This is a genomic window from Fuchsiella alkaliacetigena (assembly GCF_023227765.1).
GTDB classification, from domain to species: Bacteria; Bacillota; Halanaerobiia; order Halobacteroidales; family Acetohalobiaceae; genus Fuchsiella; species Fuchsiella alkaliacetigena.
In genome coordinates, this window is the sequence record NZ_JALKBZ010000046.1 from 1 (window position 1) to 17,816 (window position 17,816).

General features: G+C 36.9%; 17 protein-coding genes and 1 pseudogene. 17 read left to right on the plus strand and 1 reads right to left on the minus strand.

Translation table 11 applies throughout. The features are described 5' to 3' along the window. From MWH30_RS11225 to MWH30_RS11260, 8 genes and pseudogenes are all read left to right on the plus strand, one after another. Positions 1–402: pseudogene (locus tag MWH30_RS11225) on the plus strand (IS200/IS605 family accessory protein TnpB-related protein); the annotation flags it as partial. 371 nt (positions 403–773) lie between these two features. Beyond that, a complete protein-coding gene (locus tag MWH30_RS11230) occupies positions 774–971 on the plus strand; it encodes a DUF2281 domain-containing protein (RefSeq protein WP_248664181.1) in 198 nt (65 codons plus the stop codon). Further along, positions 964–1,299, plus strand: coding sequence for a type II toxin-antitoxin system PemK/MazF family toxin (locus MWH30_RS11235; protein WP_248664182.1), 336 nt, complete (start codon positions 964–966; stop codon positions 1,297–1,299). Before MWH30_RS11230 ends, MWH30_RS11235 begins: the two co-directional genes overlap by 8 nt. 281 nt (positions 1,300–1,580) lie before the next feature. Further along, positions 1,581–1,940 (plus strand): 50S ribosomal protein L19, encoded by a 360-nt coding sequence (gene rplS, locus MWH30_RS11240; protein WP_248664183.1) that lies wholly within the window; start codon positions 1,581–1,583, stop codon positions 1,938–1,940. A 70-nt stretch (positions 1,941–2,010) separates the two neighbouring features. Then, positions 2,011–2,526 (plus strand): signal peptidase I, encoded by a 516-nt coding sequence (lepB, locus tag MWH30_RS11245; protein ID WP_248664184.1) that lies wholly within the window; start codon positions 2,011–2,013, stop codon positions 2,524–2,526. A 134-nt stretch (positions 2,527–2,660) separates the two neighbouring features. After that, positions 2,661–3,536 (plus strand): ribosome biogenesis GTPase YlqF, encoded by an 876-nt coding sequence (gene ylqF / locus MWH30_RS11250; RefSeq protein WP_248664185.1) that lies wholly within the window; start codon positions 2,661–2,663, stop codon positions 3,534–3,536. After that, the gene (gene rnhB, locus MWH30_RS11255) at positions 3,511–4,458 is read left to right on the plus strand and encodes a ribonuclease HII (protein WP_248664186.1); all 948 of its coding nucleotides are present in this window, start codon (positions 3,511–3,513) and stop codon (positions 4,456–4,458) included. The genes ylqF and rnhB overlap by 26 nt, the downstream gene beginning before the upstream one ends. A 5-nt stretch (positions 4,459–4,463) precedes the next feature. After that, positions 4,464–4,706 (plus strand): hypothetical protein, encoded by a 243-nt coding sequence (locus MWH30_RS11260; RefSeq protein WP_248664187.1) that lies wholly within the window; start codon positions 4,464–4,466, stop codon positions 4,704–4,706. Between the two features lie 53 nt (positions 4,707–4,759). On the opposite strand, the gene MWH30_RS11265 is transcribed toward MWH30_RS11260, so the two are convergent. Beyond that, complete coding sequence (locus MWH30_RS11265) at positions 4,760–5,482, minus strand: hypothetical protein (protein ID WP_248664188.1); 723 nt, start codon at positions 5,480–5,482, stop codon at positions 4,760–4,762. A 198-nt stretch (positions 5,483–5,680) separates the two neighbouring features. On the opposite strand from MWH30_RS11265, the gene MWH30_RS11270 reads away from it, so the two are divergent. The 9 genes from MWH30_RS11270 to MWH30_RS11310 all read left to right on the plus strand — a co-directional run bounded on the left by MWH30_RS11270 (position 5,681) and on the right by MWH30_RS11310 (position 17,660). Continuing rightward, complete coding sequence (locus MWH30_RS11270; RefSeq protein ID WP_248664189.1) at positions 5,681–6,427, plus strand: hypothetical protein; 747 nt, start codon at positions 5,681–5,683, stop codon at positions 6,425–6,427. 117 nt (positions 6,428–6,544) lie between these two features. Further along, complete coding sequence (locus MWH30_RS11275; RefSeq protein ID WP_248664190.1) at positions 6,545–8,017, plus strand: hypothetical protein; 1,473 nt, start codon at positions 6,545–6,547, stop codon at positions 8,015–8,017. Positions 8,018–8,030: 13 nt separating this feature from the next. Continuing rightward, positions 8,031–9,236: a DUF5723 family protein gene (locus MWH30_RS11280; RefSeq protein WP_248664191.1), complete on the plus strand. Its 1,206-nt coding sequence runs from the start codon at positions 8,031–8,033 to the stop codon at positions 9,234–9,236. 465 nt (positions 9,237–9,701) lie between these two features. Then, a complete protein-coding gene (locus MWH30_RS11285; protein ID WP_248664192.1) occupies positions 9,702–12,974 on the plus strand; it encodes a YjgP/YjgQ family permease in 3,273 nt (1,090 codons plus the stop codon). Between the two features lie 386 nt (positions 12,975–13,360). Next, the gene (lptC, locus tag MWH30_RS11290; protein WP_248664193.1) at positions 13,361–14,026 is read left to right on the plus strand and encodes an LPS export ABC transporter periplasmic protein LptC; all 666 of its coding nucleotides are present in this window, start codon (positions 13,361–13,363) and stop codon (positions 14,024–14,026) included. A 59-nt stretch (positions 14,027–14,085) separates the two neighbouring features. Further along, the gene (locus MWH30_RS11295; protein ID WP_248664194.1) at positions 14,086–14,361 is read left to right on the plus strand and encodes a hypothetical protein; all 276 of its coding nucleotides are present in this window, start codon (positions 14,086–14,088) and stop codon (positions 14,359–14,361) included. 157 nt (positions 14,362–14,518) lie between these two features. Beyond that, positions 14,519–15,466: an Rpn family recombination-promoting nuclease/putative transposase gene (locus MWH30_RS11300; protein ID WP_248664195.1), complete on the plus strand. Its 948-nt coding sequence runs from the start codon at positions 14,519–14,521 to the stop codon at positions 15,464–15,466. Positions 15,467–15,618: 152 nt separating this feature from the next. Then, positions 15,619–16,578 (plus strand): Rpn family recombination-promoting nuclease/putative transposase, encoded by a 960-nt coding sequence (locus tag MWH30_RS11305; RefSeq protein ID WP_248664196.1) that lies wholly within the window; start codon positions 15,619–15,621, stop codon positions 16,576–16,578. A 185-nt stretch (positions 16,579–16,763) separates the two neighbouring features. Then, on the plus strand, positions 16,764–17,660 hold the full coding sequence (locus tag MWH30_RS11310) for an Rpn family recombination-promoting nuclease/putative transposase (protein WP_248664197.1): 897 nt from the start codon (positions 16,764–16,766) through the stop codon (positions 17,658–17,660). Positions 17,661–17,816 lie beyond the last annotated feature (156 nt).

Here is a 17,816-nt window from a genome sequence, read left to right on the forward strand (position 1 = left end):
CTTTATTTACCGCAAAAGAAAAACTTGCAAGGTAAGGTTAATGGTATAGATTATAAATCAATTATTTTAGATAAAGTCAAAAATGAAGAACCTTATTTTGTTGAAGTAATTCGTAAAGATAATAGCTATTATGTTCATATATCCATCGAAGAAGATATACCAAAAGTTAAATCAGCTAATCCTAAACAAGTAGGTATTATCGGGATTGATACTAACCCTAATGGATTTGCATTGACTTGTATTGATAATGAAGGTAATTATTTATGGCATAAGAACTTCATCAACCACGAACTAACTTATACTAGAGGTAATCGAAGGGCTAATTTATGTGGTGAATTAGCAAGAGATGTAGTTAATTTTATTAAAGATAAAGGTTACTCTGGTCTAAATGGGGTAAGATAGATTATCAAGTTAAAAAGAAAATTAAAACTATTAAAAAGAAAGGTGGTGAAAATCCTGCTTGTAAACAAGACTATTCATATTCACGATACAGGAAAACAATCTTGTTTGGTGAAATCGCTTAATTAAAATATTAAATTCCTATATTTGAAAATAACAGATTAGCTTTGGCAGAACACCACGTAGAGAAAGGATTCTGCCCTTAATAGAAAGACAGGAATAGGTAACACCTATAATCTTATAGAACCTTGCTATTGTAATAGTAAGGGCTAATTTGAGATTTGTAATCAAGCGATTGCATCCTACACAATTGTAATCCTGTGAAATTGTGGTCTATAGTTAGTTTTGTATAGATTTTTATAAGCAGGGATGGGATGAAAGGTTCAAGAAAATACTTACATGAATTAATTGATGAAATACCTGAAACTGAATTTGAAGAGGTGATTTGCTTTTTAAAATATATTAAGTCTCGACATAAAAAAGATGAATTCTCAGAATTAGAAAAAGCATCTCAGTCTAGTATATCTTTTTGGGATAATGAGATTGATGATGAGGTATGGAATGATGTATAAACAAGGAGAGATAGTTTTAATTCCAATTCCATTTACCAACTTGGATTCAACTAAAAAAAGACCTGTATTAATTTTATCGAATAGTATTTATAATAAGGGGACTAATGATCTTATTGTTGTGGCAATCACTTCTAATATTCGCGGCTTAAATTATGAAGTTATTATTGATCAAGAGAATATGGATCAGGGCCAGCTAAAACGCATATCGTGTATAAGGTCGGATAAGATTTATACCTTATCTAAAGAATTAATTATAAAAAAATTTGGTAAAATTAAAAATGATAAGCTAGAAGAGGTAAGAAATAATATAGAAGAACTTATTAATTGAATCAATAGTTCAGTGAACCTCTCCACCCAAATCAAAAATAAGATTAGCACCTCAAGGCACTAACCTCGTGTCGGATTGAGTTTTCTTGGCTATTTTAGATAAACTAAGTCAGCGGAGGTAATTTCCAGTGATGAATATTCGAATTAAAAGAAATGTTTTAGAATAGATTTTGATCTTGTAAAGCATACTCTTTTATGTTATAATACAGTTTGTGTAATCACAGGCGGTCCTCTGCTTGAAAGTGAAGTACGAACGTCTTGGAAAGAAGGGAGGTAGTTTTGATGCAAGAGTTATTGGATGCTGTTGAGCAAGAAAATATGAAAGATGAGATTCCAGAGTTTAGAGCTGGAGATACAGTTAAGGTTCACGCTAAGGTTGTCGAAGGTGGTAAAGAGAGAATTCAGATCTTCGAAGGAGTAGTTATCCAGCGTAAAGGCGGTGGAGTTGGCGAAACTTTTACGGTGCGTAAGATTTCTCACGGAGTAGGAGTAGAAAGAATCTTCCCTATTCATTCACCTAAGGTAGCTAAGATAGAGGTTGTGAAGCAGGGAGATGTAAATCGAGCTAAGCTGTTTTATCTTCGTGATCGACAAGGAAGAGCAGCTAGAGTTAAGGAAAAATGGGATAGAAAAGAAGAGTAATTCAGGGAGGGGACTGGCATTAGGCCTGTCCTCTTTTGTATATTACTGTCCAGAGAGGATGAATTTAGTTATGGCGGCAGAAAAGAGTAAGTTAAGAGAGTATATAGAGGCAGTTGGAATTGCAGTTGTATTAGCTTTTTTAATTATTACCTTTGTAGTACAGGCCTTTTATATTCCTTCGGGTTCTATGGAGCCTACTTTAGAGCCGGGAGATAGAATTTTTGTTAATAAGTTTATCTATCGTTTTAGAGATCCGGAACGCTTTGATATTATGGTTTTTGATTATCCGGTTGATCCTAGCATGAGGTTTATTAAGCGGGTAATTGGGCTACCAGGTGAAGAAGTAAAGATCGAAGGTGGAAAAGTGCATATTGATGGCGAGCCTATAGAAGAGGATTATACTTTGCAGGATAGCTACAGTGATTATTCTCCGGTGGAAGTGCCCGCAGATCATTACTTTGTCTTAGGCGATAATCGCAATAATAGCGAAGATAGCAGATATTGGGGTTTTGTACCGCGGGATAAGGTGATTGGTAAGTCTTTAGTTAGATTTTGGCCTTTAACGAGGCTGGGAAGGGTTGAATAAATAGAGGATAAAGGATAGAGGACAGAGGATAGATTTAGTTCAAAAGCATATGATCTTTGATTTTGAAGGCTTTGATCTTATCTATCATCTATCATTTATCATCTATCCTCTGTTTTACTTAGGGGGTTTTAAAAGTGATTAATTGGTATCCGGGCCATATGGCTAAGGCCCAGCAGAAATTAAAAGAACGTTTGCAAGTAATAGATGTAGTTATAGAATTATTAGATGCTCGGATTCCTTTTAGCAGTCGGAATCCGCAGTTGGAGGAGCTATTGGAGGAACAGAGAAGAATTATTGTACTCAATAAGATGGACTTAGCTGACTATGAAACTACTAAAGACTGGGTAGCTAAGTTAGAGCAGGAGGCGCCGACTATAGCTGTCAATTCCTTGCGGGGACAACGAGTTTCTTTAATTCTGAATCGGGCCCAGGAAATGATGGTCGAGGAGCAGGAAAAGCTGGCTGCTCAAGGTCGTAGGCAAAAGAATATTCGCTTGATGATAGTGGGAGTCCCCAATGTAGGTAAGTCCCAATTGATTAATCAGCTCTGTAATAGCGGCAGTGCTCGCACCGGTGATACTCCGGGGGTGACTAGAGGTCAGCAGTGGGTGAAGCTGCGGGAAGGCTTTGAACTTTTGGATACTCCGGGGGTGCTGTGGCCTAAGCAGGATGATGAGGAGGTGGCCTTTAAGTTAGCAGCTACGGGAGCTATTAAGGAAGGTAGCTATGATCAAGAAACGGTGGCCTATAAGCTGCTTAAGATTTTAGAGGAGCGGGCTGCTGCTCAATTGCAAGAGAGATATAAGCTGGACTGGCTGCCGACTCATACTCTGGAGTTAATGGAGGAGATCGGTAGAAAGCGGGGTTGTTTGATGTCGGGAGGCAAGATAGACCGTCAGCGAACAGCGGAGATTATTCTTAAAGACTTTCGAGGTGGGCAGCTAGGTAGAATTACTTTGGAGACGCCAAAGGAAGTGAGTGAAGATGAAGATTCAAGAACTGACTATTAAGGAGCTTAAAGAAGAGTTAACTTCCCTAGAATTAGAGGCTATCTCGGCAGAACTATTACTGGAGTTAGCAGCTGATTCGCGTAAGGGAGTGCAGCAGTTGGCTGCTCGGCTGCGGCGGCAAAAAAAGCGGTTGGCTGCTGATAAAGAAAGACTTAAGCGGATGCAAAGGTATGAAAAGGAGCTTAGAAAGCAGGGTTATAGCTTGATTGGTGGTATTGATGAGGCTGGTCGAGGTCCTTTGGCGGGCCCGGTGGTAGCAGCAGTGGTTATTTTACCGCCGGAAATTTATATTCAAGGACTCAATGACTCTAAACAGCTTAGCGAAGCTAAACGAGAAAAGCTTTTTGCTGTTATTCAAAAGCAGGCTATTGATCTCGGCGTAGGTATTGTTGAGGCTGGAGAAATAGATAAGATTAATATTCGTCAGGCTAATTATCGAGCTATGCGTCAGGCTATAGATAGCTTAACTGAAAGTCCGGATTACCTTTTGGTTGATGGTGAGGAGATTCCAGGAATAGAGATTGAACAGCAAAAGGTAGTTGATGGTGATCAGCTCAGTATTTCTATAGCTGCGGCTTCGATTATTGCTAAGGTAACTCGGGATCGAATCTTGGTGGAATATGACCAACAGTATCCGGAGTATGGTTTTAAAAAGCATAAGGGTTACGGGACTGAAGAGCATGTGGCTGCTTTGGAGGAAGTAGGGCCTTGTGCTATACATAGATACTCCTTTAGTAAAGTCAAAGAAGCAGCGTTGAGCGAAGACTATCGTTTATTTGCTCAAGGTTTAAAAGAAGCTCAAAGCATAGCTGAACTGGAAGCGGTAGCCCAAACTATTCAGGACTGTGGAGAGCTGCTTTCTGAATTAGAGCTGGCAGAGTTACGGCAGCTCTTTAAAAAAGAAAAGCAGAGCTTGGAGTGAGGTAGATGGCCAAGTTAAAAGAAGGGGATATTTTAGAAGGAATAGTACTGGAGGTTAAAGAGGAAAAGAACAGTGCGGTAATTAACTTCGGTAATTATGCTTTGGAAGCTAGAATCTTATCAGCACAGCTAGAGGTAGGCGAGGAAGTACGGGTGCAGATTAAGGGGAAGTACAAGAATACTATAGTTCTAAAGGTTTTGAATAGTGAAGGCAAGTTGGACAATGGTTCTATAGATTTTAAAGCTTAATATTTAGAATAAAAAGACTCCCGATCAGGAGTCTTTAATTATTATATTCATTCTTAAAACTCAACCATATCTGGAGTTATTTCAATAGCTTCCGTGACAATTAAGGTTATCTTGTTAATTACCCACCATTTATTTTCCACTACTAATTGAACTTCAAAGGTGCCATTAATCTCTAAATCGGTAGTTTGATCTTCAAACTTAAGACTTCCTTTGAGCTGAGCTTTGCTGCTAGACTCATCTATGCTGCTTACCTTAATATCTGCTATCATTAAATTAGACATATCAAACTCGTCACTTGTGGAGTCGGTAATGAAGAAATCTTGAACAAAACATTCTTTATCTGCGTACTTTTCTACACTAGTTAGTTTTACTGCTAACTTTTTTTCTTCATAATCTTCAGTTAGGTCAATTTCTTGTTTTATTATCTCAAAACAGTCATCATAATAACCTTCACCTTCTTCCATATAAACGAGCAGATCTTTCATTTCTGAAAGCCAATCTTCAAGGTTAATACCTTCTTCAAACTCTTCTTCATCTTTCCAGTCATCATAATTAAAGTGAAGTTCTACTGTAGTGGAGATGGTGATTTTTTCAGCCAATAATTCCCTTAAAAGCTCTTGGTCTTGTTCATTAAGGCTTTGACTGAACTGAATCGAAACTTCATCAATAGAGTTATTTGTTTCTATTTTAGTTGATGAACTTGAGCTATTAAAGCAAGCAGTGAATAGCAAGCTTAAGCAGACCATCAATACTAAAACAGTTAATTTATTTTTCATTTTAATCACCTCTTTTCTAAGTTAATTATATTATTTTTGTTGATCAATGGATACTACCCAAAAGTTCTATTTTTACTATATTTATCGAAGGCAGGCAGGAAACTAGTAAGCAAATATTGAATAAATAAGTATAAGTATTTTTAAAATTAAAGAGAGCGAGTTTTCAAAAGTGTGTTCTCTTAACCAGGGGGAATTAATATGAAAAGGATTTTAATTTTAGGGATGATATTGATAGTGTTATTAGGCTTATCAATTACTGCTCAGGCTAGTCAGAGAGATCTCTCTGGTTTTGGGATTGCTGTAGGAGAGTTTGACGCTGATACTAGTTTAGCTGTTCATAATGAATTGGAAACAATAGTTATGCAAAGAGTTACTGAGAGCAATGATTTAATGTTGATACTGGCTCGGGAGGAAGAAGGAAGTTATTTTATTAACCGAGATAGAGTTGATATTAATGAAGAGATGGAGTTTAATGACTATCATTATTTAAGTGGGCAGAGTAATTTTTATATGAATTTTGATTTAGCAAGTTGGCTTAATAATTCCTTGGGTTTAGGCTTTAAAGCAGACCTGTGGAGGTATAGACAGGAGATAGAGGATGGAGTTGAAATTTATCACACTGCTCTAACTATTCCGCTTAGCTTCAAAAGCACTATCCAGCTACCTACTGGTACTCATTTAATCGGCAAGGCTTCTTATTATCCAGTAGGCTACTACTTGCGGGATGATAATGTAAAGATGGACTATGAACGAGCTAGCGGCAATTTGGAGGGACATAGATTGGAAGTGGGGTTAAGACAGAAGATAATCGGCAGTTTGAACTTTAGAGCAGGCTATATTACTCAGGAGTATTCTCATGACGACTATGTGGAGGATGGCTGGTCAATTGTTGATTTTGAGACTAGTTTTGAAGGAGCTTATTTAGGTTTAGACTTTGGATTTTAGTTGAATGTTATTGAAGTTGATAGGAGGGTAGTTTTTTAGTGAAATAGGAACTTTTGGTTTGAATATTGAATAGACAGATATAAACATTTAAAAAATGGAGTTAAAGGAGTGATACTGATGAAGAGATTAATACCGATTTTGCTGGTGCTTGTCTTAGCAGCTTTGCTGGTGGCAGGCTGTTCTAATCCTGATGGTAGGATTGGTCCATCTTGGGATGTGCCGTTGAGATTACCAGGATTTGAGGAGTTTAATACTATTGGGGATTTGATCAATGTAGAGGATTTTGAAAGTTTTAGTTATGAAATCGAAGATGAAAATGATATATTGTTTACTTTGCATGGGACAGAAGATAATGAAGTGAAAGCAGAGACTGAAGTAGAATTAAATGTGATTGAACTAGGTTCAATTGAAATTGGTAGCTTTAGTTTGGATGAGGCTATAGCTTTAAATAATGATGTTCTTCCGAAAGAGGTTGATACTATTGAATTTGATGAATTTGAAGAGCTAACTCTATCTGATAAAAGTGGTGACTATAATCAACTTGAATTCACTCTGGAGAACACTGGTGATAATAAAATTGAAAATTTAGAAATAGAATTACAAGATAAAGATGGTAATTATGTTGGTCAAGTACAATTCACTGAAGTTTCTAGTGGAGCTAAGCCTGATAAAGAGATGAATTTAGCTAATGAAACCTTAGCGGATGGAATGAAGATGGTTATTACTGATGGTAGTTCTGATGGAGAAAAAGTTGATTTTGAACTTTCGATTAAGACTACTGATTTGGAAGTTACGAAATTAGTTGGTTATAGTAGAGAAATTAATGAAGAAGTAGACTTTACAACTGAACTTGATATTGGAGAAACTGCTCAGGTATCTAAAGATGGTGATATTTTAAATTTAAAGATAGACTTGAAATTTCCCGAGGAAAGTAATTTAAAATTTGATACTGCTGATAAAATTAAAATCGGTGAGAAGTTTTTTACTAAAAATGACGATGGCTATTACCAAATTAAAGCTGAGGATGAAAATATTGATTTGAATGATGAAATGTTTATAGAGGGAACTCTTAAAAGTGAAGGGGATACTGTAACTTATAATGCTAAAGACCCTACTACTATGGAAGTAGCTATGTATGGTGATTTGACTGTTGAATTACCTGAAGATATCAAAGAAGATTTAAAAACAGATGGTAACTTTATAGTATATGAAATAGAAGCAGCGGAGTTTGAGATCAGCAGTAGTGATTTAGATAGAATTGACGAAGGGATTAAAGAAGCTAGGTTAGTAACTGAATCAGTCAATTATTTTCCGGTAGATATTATAATGGAGCTTTACATCCATGATAATAAAGAAGATATTTATACTGAGGGAGAATTAATAGGGGAGCTAGCTAATCTTAAACAAGGCTCGGAAAAGCATGAGTTTATTTTAGATAAGGAAAAGCGAGATAAGTTTAGGGATGAGCCAGTTTACGTAGGGTTGAAGATCAGCTTTGGTGATGAAGCTGAAAGCAAAGTTACTTTTGAGTCTGATCAAGATCTGACTCTTGAAACCTATGCCGTTCTAGTGACTAAGGTTAACCAATAAGGGGGTGAAGGGAATGTTAAATAAAAAAAGAGCTTTAATTTTGGTGTTGAGTGTAGCTTTAGTCTTTTCTTTGGGAGTGACTGCTTGGGCATCAAGTGCTAGAGGTATTGCTTTAGGTGATGATTTTGTAACTATCACCGGGCCCGACGCCCTTTATGGAAATCCAGCGGCAGTGCGAGCTGGAGAGCATAGTTTTGCTTTAGAGTTAGTAGGAGTTAGTGCTGAATTTTGGAATAACCTATTTAAGAATGACTATCTAGATGAGGATGAAAAGGATAGATTGCTGGATAAAGCAGGCGATGATGGTTTGCTTTTGGGAGCTAGCTTCAAAGCAGGGCCTAAACTATTTATTGGCCCAGTGGGTCTTTTTGTCGATGCTAGACAGGATGGCTTAGCCAGCTTAAGTCCTGATATAGCTGAGTTGTTATTAAAGGGTAATGAATTCAATAGAGAGTATGACTTTAGTGGTACTGAAATATCTGGAGGATCTTACGGCGATATTGGAGCTAATATTTCTCTACAGGCTCCTAGCAGTTGGCGGGAAGTTTTGGCAGTGGATGATCTTTATTTAGGAATGAACTATCATTACTTAGTGGGAGTAATTTCTGAAATTGAAGGTGAAGGTGGTATTAAGTTTGAGCCTGGTAATATTGATCTTGATGATGGTAGATTAGTTGTTAAGTATAATGAAGATGATATAGCTACGGGTTCGGCTTTTGATTTAGGAGCTTATGCTGATCTAAATGAACGCTATAGCGTAGGTTTTAGTGTAATGGGTTTAGGTTCTTTAACTGCCGATAGCTATACCAAACAGGAGTATAAATATGATGAAGATGAAGAAGAGTTTAATGATGGAGATGAAGATGGCGAGAGAATATATGAAGAGTTGAGTTGGAGCTTGCCTACTATAGTTAGACTTGGCGGAGAAATGGACTTTAGTGAGAATGTAGATTTCTTGGGTGGTTATACCTATACTAGCTATCACTCTGGGCATAGTGATCATAAGCTTTCTTTGGCTACTGAGTTTACTCGGCTTAGCTTCTTGCCTTTAAGAACGGGAATTAGTTATTCTACTTTGCAAAATAACGTTGCTATTTCCAGTGGTTTAGGTCTGCACTTAGGGCCATTTAAGCTTGATGCAGGGATTGCCGATTTAACAGGGCTCTTTTATAAGTCGCGGGGCATGAGAGCTGGGGTTGGCCTTGGTTTTGAGTTTTAATTAAATAGGGGATTTAGAAAGGAGACAGTGCTTAGCTGTCTTCTTTTTAATTTTGATAGTTTTTTTATTTTTTTGCTAGAGCAAGGGGATTGAGTGTTTATTATTGAATAAGTTAATAATGTATAGTTCAGAGGATAGATGATAGAGGATAAAGGCGACGCGGAGCTAATGTCAATGGTGATAGATTAAGATTAAAAGATGAAGTTCTAAAAACAATTAGACGCTGACTAAGTTCTGATAAAAATCTGACTAAAACATAAAAAAATTTAAGCCCTTAATTCAAATTGGACTTATACTCTATCTGATAAATTCCCACAAATGAAGATTCAGTTTGTTTTCTTAAACTTTAATCCAAGCTTAATTTTAAACTTGTCTTTTAATGTTTAGTCAGAACTTAGTCAGATTTTAGTCTGCGTCAAAAAGGTTTTAATTTTTAGAAAACAGGAAGGAAGTCCACTACAACTTATGAAAAGCATCGGTCCAATTAGAATTATAGATATATATATAATAAAAGAAGTGCTACTACCCTTCATAGTTGGAGTAGCAATAGTGGGAATAATCATGCTCAGTGGCTTTCTTTTTGAGCTAACTGACTTAATTATTGTAGAACAGGTTCCCTGGCAGTTAGTTTTAAGGTTACTGTTATATAAGCTGCCGGAAATTATTGTACAGACCTTTCCGATTGCTATTTTATTAGCTACTATGCTGGGAATGGGTAGACTAAGCCGGGATAACGAGTTTACAGCTATGCGCATGGGTGGAATTAGTCTCTATCGCTTTATGATTCCGTTGTTAATTTTAGGGATCTTAGTTAGTGGACTTACCTATTTATTTAATGAGAAAATAGTACCTTGGTCAAATCACGAAGCTCAAAATATTATTCGTCGTTCTATTTTACAGGAAACTATGCCTCAAGTTGAGGATCAGGTTTTTTTTAGAGGCCCTCAAGGTCGGCTTTTTTATGTACAGGAATATAACCAGCAGACTAATACTCTCAAAAAGATAGTTATCTATGACTTTCCTGATCGCAAAGACTATCCGGTGATCATTACTGCTGAAGAAGGGGAAACATTACAGGGAGAGTGGCAGTTAAAACAAGGCATTATTCATGAGTATGATAGTGAAGGCCATTTAACTCTAGAAACGCAGTTTGATTTAATGGATATTGAAATAGCTAGAGATTTAGATGATTTTTATGGTCAACAGCGGACTACTTCTGAAATGAGCCGGGAGGAATTGGAGCGAGAAATTAAGCTTTTTCAGGATAGTGGTTTAGATGTAAACTCTTTACTGGTGGATTATCATTTAAAATTAGCGACTCCTTTAATTGCTCTGATCTTTATTTTGTTAGGAGCTCCCTTGAGTTTAAGTAGTGATAGCAGAGCGGCGGGAGTGGTTTTTACGATTATTATTGTCTTTTTATACTATTTATTACAGTCAGTGGCTCGTTCTTTGGGTCGAAATGCATTATTAGCCCCTATCTGGGCAGCCTGGTTGCCTAATATAGTCTTTGGAGTAATTGGAGCAGCTCTTTTGCTCTGGCGTCAACATTGGGAGAACTTTGTTAAAAAGGTGCTCGCAGCTTTGCTGCCCTTACTTTTATTAGTAGTTATTTTTAATCCAGCTACGGCTCAGGCTTACGAAGATACTTTGAGGCTGGAGGCTGATCGTTTAGAATATACCTATGACGGTCGGAAGATGGAGATTATGGATGAAATTACCGGACAGTATCGAGGTTTTAATATTATTACTGAGCGGATAACGATTAAGTTTGATGATGGTAGCGAGGAGGTTTATGATATTCCCCAAGAGATTTTGATGGATCGGAGTAAGTTCAGTGGCTGTGATTTCGATGAACCTCACTATTACTTTGATGCAGCGGAGGTGACTATCTATCCTGGTGATTATCTGGTGGCTAAACACGTAGTTTTTAGGGAGTTAGACGGAAAACTACCTTTATTTTATTGGCCTTATCTATATATATCCTTAAAGGACGAGCCCCAACAGTTGATTCCCCGGGTAGGATATAGTAATCAGCGCGGTTGGTTTTTAAAGACTACGTATTATTATTGGTTGCAAGAGTTGGGGCTGCCGGGAGAGCTTTATTTAGACTACTATACTAGAACCGGAGTAGCCGGTGGCTTTAAACAGCATTTTATTCATGAATTGAATCATAAGGGCTCTTTTGGCTTTTATGCTCAACAAAATGAAATTGATTTAGCAAATCTTTTTCGTTGGGAAGCTAGCTTAGACTACTTTAATTATCAAGGTGACTGGCATAATGAACTGGAGCTAGATTATACTCGCTATCAGGACTATGATCACTTTATTGGGGCAGGTGAACTGTCGCGACAAGCTGATAATTGGTCTTTGGATATGACTGGGGAGGTAGACAATGAGGACTATTTTGATACTGATTCTTATGATAAAAGAGAGTTAGATTTTGATCTTGCTTATCAACATCAGCTGAGAAATACTGTGGAATTAGGTTCAAACTTAGATCTTGAGTTAGATTTTGGGGAAGGGACTGATGATGAGCAAGAGGATGTTTATGATGAGTTAGAGTTAAATTATGATCTCTTTTATAGTCAGCAGTTAACTGATACTGTACAGCTTGACTTAGATTATGATCGGGGTTACTTGTTGGAGGCGGATCAGGATACTCAGACTCGCTGGGGAGCCGAAGGAGCTATAGCTAGAGAGATGGATAACTTAGATGTAGAGCTGTTGGTAGAGCGTTATGATCCCTATTTTGATGAAGATGACGGAGTGCAGTTTTACCGTTGGCCGGAACTTAATGCAACTTATTATCCCTATCAAGCATCAGTGCTGGAAGATACAGAGTTGAGATTTTCTGGTGGTCGTTACTATGAGCATGATTCCGGAGTGGAGTCTTATCGAAGTTTAGGTGAGCTTAACTATAGTAATCGTTGGCGACCTCATAATAGACTTACTTTATATACAGAACATACTTTTGGGGCAAGAGGTTATCGTTTAATTGAGAGCGAAGAAGAGTTTATTCCTCAACAAGGCTATTTTGATCAACTTTTTGATATGGGGATGGATACTTATGAGAATCAGTTTAGTTTAACTAAAGACTTAACGAGTCACTTAAGTTGGATTAATACTTATGAATACCGTACCTTTGCTGGAGAGACGCCTTTTGATTTTGATAGAGAGGACTTTAAAGAAGAAGTAGATAGCAGGCTAAACTATCGACGTGGTCGTTTTAGTTGGCAGTTGGAGACTGGTTATGATATTTATAATCAGATTCAGGAGCCAATTCAAGGGATTATGCGCTGGCGTGATCAGAACTGGCGTTTGAGCATGGGTACTACCTATGATCCGGAGGAGGGTCGTTTTACTAATGATTTGGTAACTACTAGTAGGTATCAGCGAGAACATTTGGAGCATAATACAGCCTTTAGGTATGATTTAAATAATAATCGTCTGCGTCGTTGGGATAATACTCTGATTTACGATGTAGATGAAAAGTGGTATGTGGAGACTAGTAGTAGTTATGACTTTGAAGATGATTATTTGCGAGAGGCTAACTTAGCCTTAGCTAGAAACTTTCACTGCCGGGAGTTAAGGCTTAGTTATGATCATTTGCGGGAAGAAATTATGTTTGAGTATCGCTTAAATATCTTCCCTGAGCATAGATTTCAGTTTGGTAGGACTGAAGAGGAAGACTTTATGTTTGATACTGGAATTAGAGATTTGCTGGATGAAGAGTAGAAGGGCAGAGGATAAATGATAGAGGATAGAGGATAGATAAAAGATAAAGTTCAAGATCTATTTGACACAGACTAAAATCTGACTAAGTTCTGACTAGACCTTAAGACATAAGAGCAAAAATATAGAGCCATATTAAAATTAAGCTTGAATTAAAGCTTTAAGCTTTATAGGGCAGAGAATAAAATCATTTAGTTCTTTAATCTTTTATGGTTGTATGGTTTAGTCAGGTTTTAGTCATAACTTAGTCACCCCAAGAGTACTTCTTCAAGAAGCAAAAAACGCTTCCCAGAGTAATGACTAGCTAAAGGCCAAGCGTCGTTTCAGGGCGCTGTGTCAAACTGTCTTTGATCTTTATTTTGAACTTAACGAAAGAGAGGAATCGAAAAATGAAGTTGAAAAAAGCAGTAGTTTATCTAATAGTATTAAGCTGTTTTTTTCTAGTTTGGACTGGTTGGCTAGCGGCGACAGAGACAGAGTTAGAGACTCAAGCTAGCGAGGCTGTTCATATTAGAGCCGGCTACTTAAGACAGGTCGATGATTTAGTGGAGTTAAAGGAAGGGGTAACCATTATTCGCGGTGATAATGAGATAACTGCTGAGTGGGCTGAGCTTTTTCGAGATGAGGATAAGGCGGTTTTATACGATGGAGTGAAGCTGGTACATAGTGAGGGAGAGATAGTTGGTGAGCAGCTGACGATCTTCTTAGAAGATGAGGAGTATATTTTTGAAAATCAAGTAGAGCTGTGGCAGCGAGATGGGGAAGATGATGAGGATGAGCTTTATTTGCAAACCTCTTATTTGGAGCTTTTTGGTGAAGATAACTCCTTTTGGACTGATCAAGGGGTAGTAATAGAGTACGATCGACGTTTAGTTACTGGAGATATAGCTGATTATGATGGAACTAAGCGGGAGCTGGAGCTGTTAGAGAATGTGCACTTAGAAGAGGAGGATGGTGACTGGATCAAAGGGCCACGAGCTGTCTTTTATTTTGGAGATGAAAAAGGATTTATTATGGACGGAGGAATTAAGATGGAGATTAGGTTAAGTGATTAATTTTCTAAAAAAATATTAAATTTTTTGAAATTTTGTAGGATAATATTGGGTTAATCGCTATGGATGAGCAGGAGATAAAGGACTTTTTAATAGAGATAGTAGAGGATATGAATGAAGAAGAAGGCTTTGAAGATATATCAAGTGAAGAAATAGAGCTGAATAATCAATTTGCCATAAAATCTCTGCTGACCTTTGATGATGGTATAAAAATTAAACAGATAAACTCTGCTTATTATGGACAAGAGATAGAAATCTTTTACGAAGCACCGGCAGGTCTATATGAAGAAAATATGGAAATGATTCAGGAAGTGCTTGATTCGATTGAGTTTAAGTAGTTTGTAGAGAAGCTTAGAGGTTTTATTAATTTCTGAATGTGGTTGAGAGTAGGGCCCTACTCACGAGAAAGAGCGTGAATAGGGCCCTATTTCTATTTAAAGCACTACCAAAATATGATATAATATAAATAGAAATTGAAAAGTGAGGTAAAAATAAATGCAGACCCCACATGATAAGTTCTTTAAAAGAAGTATGGAGCGAAAAGAAACAGCCAAAGACTTACTGGAACACTTCCTATCATCCGAGCTGCTGGCCGAATTGGATATGGATAGTCTAAGGATAGAAAAAGAAAGTTTCGTCGATGAGGAGCTGGCCGAACATTTTTCCGATATAGTTTATAGAACTAATATCAAAGGCAAAGAAAGCTATCTCTGCTTCATTTTTGAGCATAAGAGCTACAGGTATTCCGATATTACCTTACAACTTTTGAGGTATATGCTCAACATCTGGAGTTTAAAAAGAGAACAGGATACTGAAGAACTACCGGTGATAGTCCCGATGTTGATCTATCACGGGGCAAAGACATGGAACATAGGTCTTAAGCTCAGTGATTTGGTAGAAGAAGTACCTGAAGAAGTAGAAAGGTATCTGCCAGATTTTGAGTATATTCTCTTAGATCTATCTGGATACAATAAGGGAGAAATTCAAAAGATCTGTCAGATGAGAGTATTTATAGAGGTATTAGCTGCAGTCTATAAAGATGACTTTGAGGAAAGGCTATTTGCAGCTTTGAAGGTTTTGGATAAACTGGAAAAGGAGAATAAGGCAGTTGGCTATTTCAAGATAATACTCAGATATATAATTGAGACTGATGCTGTGGATACTAGCCTAGAAGACGTGAAAAGAATATCAGAAAGAGTATCTAAAGAGAAAGGGGGAGCAGTGATGAGTATAGCCCAAGAGTTGAAAGAGGAAGGTATTAAGGAAGGCAGGAAAGAAGAATTACAGGAAACATTATTTAAGTTGCTAAGTAGAAAGCTAGGTATGTTGCCTAAAGACTACAGAATAAGTCTAAAAGAACTTGAGAAAGAAGAACTAGAAGTAGTTAGAGATGCTATATTTGATATAGAGAAGTTAGATGATTTAGACAAATATTTGAATTAGGAGATTTGAGTTAAGGTTGAGAGTCGGGCCCTACTCGCGAAAGCGGGAATAGGGCCCTATTTAATTTGAATCGGGCTGATAACTACTTAAGCAGCTTTGATTTTCAATTAAAATAAGATATAATCATAGTTAAGAAAGAGAGGTAAAAATAAATGCAGACACCGCACGATAAGTTCTTCAAAAGAAGTATGGAAGAAAAAGAAGTAGCTAAAGACTTGATACAAGAATATCTGCCAAGAAATGTACTAGCTAAGGTAGATACTACAAGTTTAGAAATCGAGAAAGAAAGCTTCATTGATGACGAACTAGCTGAACATTTTTCCGACGTAGTCTACAAAGCTAGAATAGCTGGCAGAACAAGTTACCTATGCTTTATCTTTGAACATAAAAGTTATAAATATCCAGATATCGCTCTACAACTTCTTAGGTATATGCTGAATATATGGCTCTTAAAGAAAAAGCAAGAAGTTGATAAGTTGCCATTAATATTACCGATGCTAATTTATCACGGGAAAACACAGTGGGATATTGGACTTAAGCTAAGCGATATTGTAGGAGAAGTACCTAGAGAGTTAGAGCCTTATCTACCTGATTTTGAGTATTTGTTAGTTGATCTTTCTGGTTATACTAAAGGAGAAATTGAAAAGATCTGTCAGATGAGAGTATTTATAGAGGTGTTAGCTGCAGTTTATAAAGATGATTTTGAGGAAAGAGTATTTGTAGCTTTGAAGGTTTTGGATGAACTGGAAAAGGAGAATAAGGCAGTTGGGTATTTCAAGATAATACTCAGGTATATAATTGAGACCGATGCTGTGGATACTACCTTAGAAGATGTAAAAAGAATATCAGAAAGAGTATCTAAAGAGAAAGGGGGAGCGGTGATGAGTATAGCCCAAGAGTTGAAAGAGGAAGGCAAGATAGAAGGTAAGATAGAAGGCAAGATAGAGCAATTACAGGAGACGGTGTTTAAATTACTCACTAAAAAAATAGGTAGGCTGCCTAAAGAGTACAAAGAAAACTTGAAGGATCTTGATAAGGAAGAGTTGGAAATAGTCAGAGATGCTATATTTGATATAGAGAAGCTAGATGACCTAGACAAATATCTGAATTAGGAGCTTTGGAGTGAAGGTTGAGAGTCGGGCCCTACTCGCGTGCAGCGTGAATAGGGCCCTATTTCTATTTAAAGCACTACCAGAATATGATATAATGTAAATAGAAATTGAAAAGCAAAGTAAAAATAAATGCAGACACCACATAAGATATAATATGACTGTGAACTAATAGAAAGGAAGATATTATGACAAAAAAAGATCTATTAGATCCCAAAGTTGACTTTGTTTTCAAGAAAATATTTGGTTCGGAAAAAAGAACTAATATACTAATCGCCTTCTTGAATGCAGTATTTCAAGCCAAAGGGACAGAAAAAGAAATAGTAGAAGTAAAAATAGATAACGCTGAAATAAACAAAGACTGGGATGAAGATAAGCTATCCCGCCTGGATATCAAAGCAACTGCTGATAATAATAAAAAGATCAACATCGAAATTCAGTTAAAAAACCAGTATAATATGACTAGAAGAAGCCTCTACTACTGGTCTAAACTATACTCTTCACAGCTCAAAAAAGGCCAAGAATACAGCACTCTAAATAAAACAGTAGCAATTAATATCTTAAACTTTGACTATCTCAAGGGAATGGATAAGCACCACAACTGCTTCTTACTCAAAGAAAAAGAGACTAATCAGATACTAACAGACCTAGAAGAAATACACTTCATAGAACTAACAAAACTGGATGAAAACAGGTATAAAACTCTCGAGGACATAGATAATAACTTACTACCCTGGTTACTATTTTTAAAAAATCCTGATAGTGAGGTGGTGAAAATGATTGAAGAGAGAGTAAAGGAATTAAAAGAGGCCGCGGAGACTTTAGAAGTGCTGAGTCAGGATGAAGAAGCAAGGGAAATATATGAGGCAAGACAAAAAGCAATCCATGACTATGTAAGTAGTATTGAAGGGGCAAGAAAAGAAGAACGGGAGAAAACAAGAAGAGAAGAACGGGAGAAAGCGGAAAAAGAAAAGAGAGAGATGGTAAAAAGTTTGTTGCAGCATGGAGCAACAGTAGAAATGATAGTGAAATCTATTTCTATGTCTGAAGAAGAAGTAAAGGAGATTCAGGAAAATATAAAGTAATTGATTTAGGGGATTATTTGAATTAGGAGTTTTGAGTGAAGGTTGAGAGTCGGGCCCTACTCGCGAAAGCGGGAATAGGGCCCAGGGCAATCGCATGAATAAATTTTATTTTAAAACTCAATCTTATTTCTTATACTCAGTTTGAATTTAAAAAAT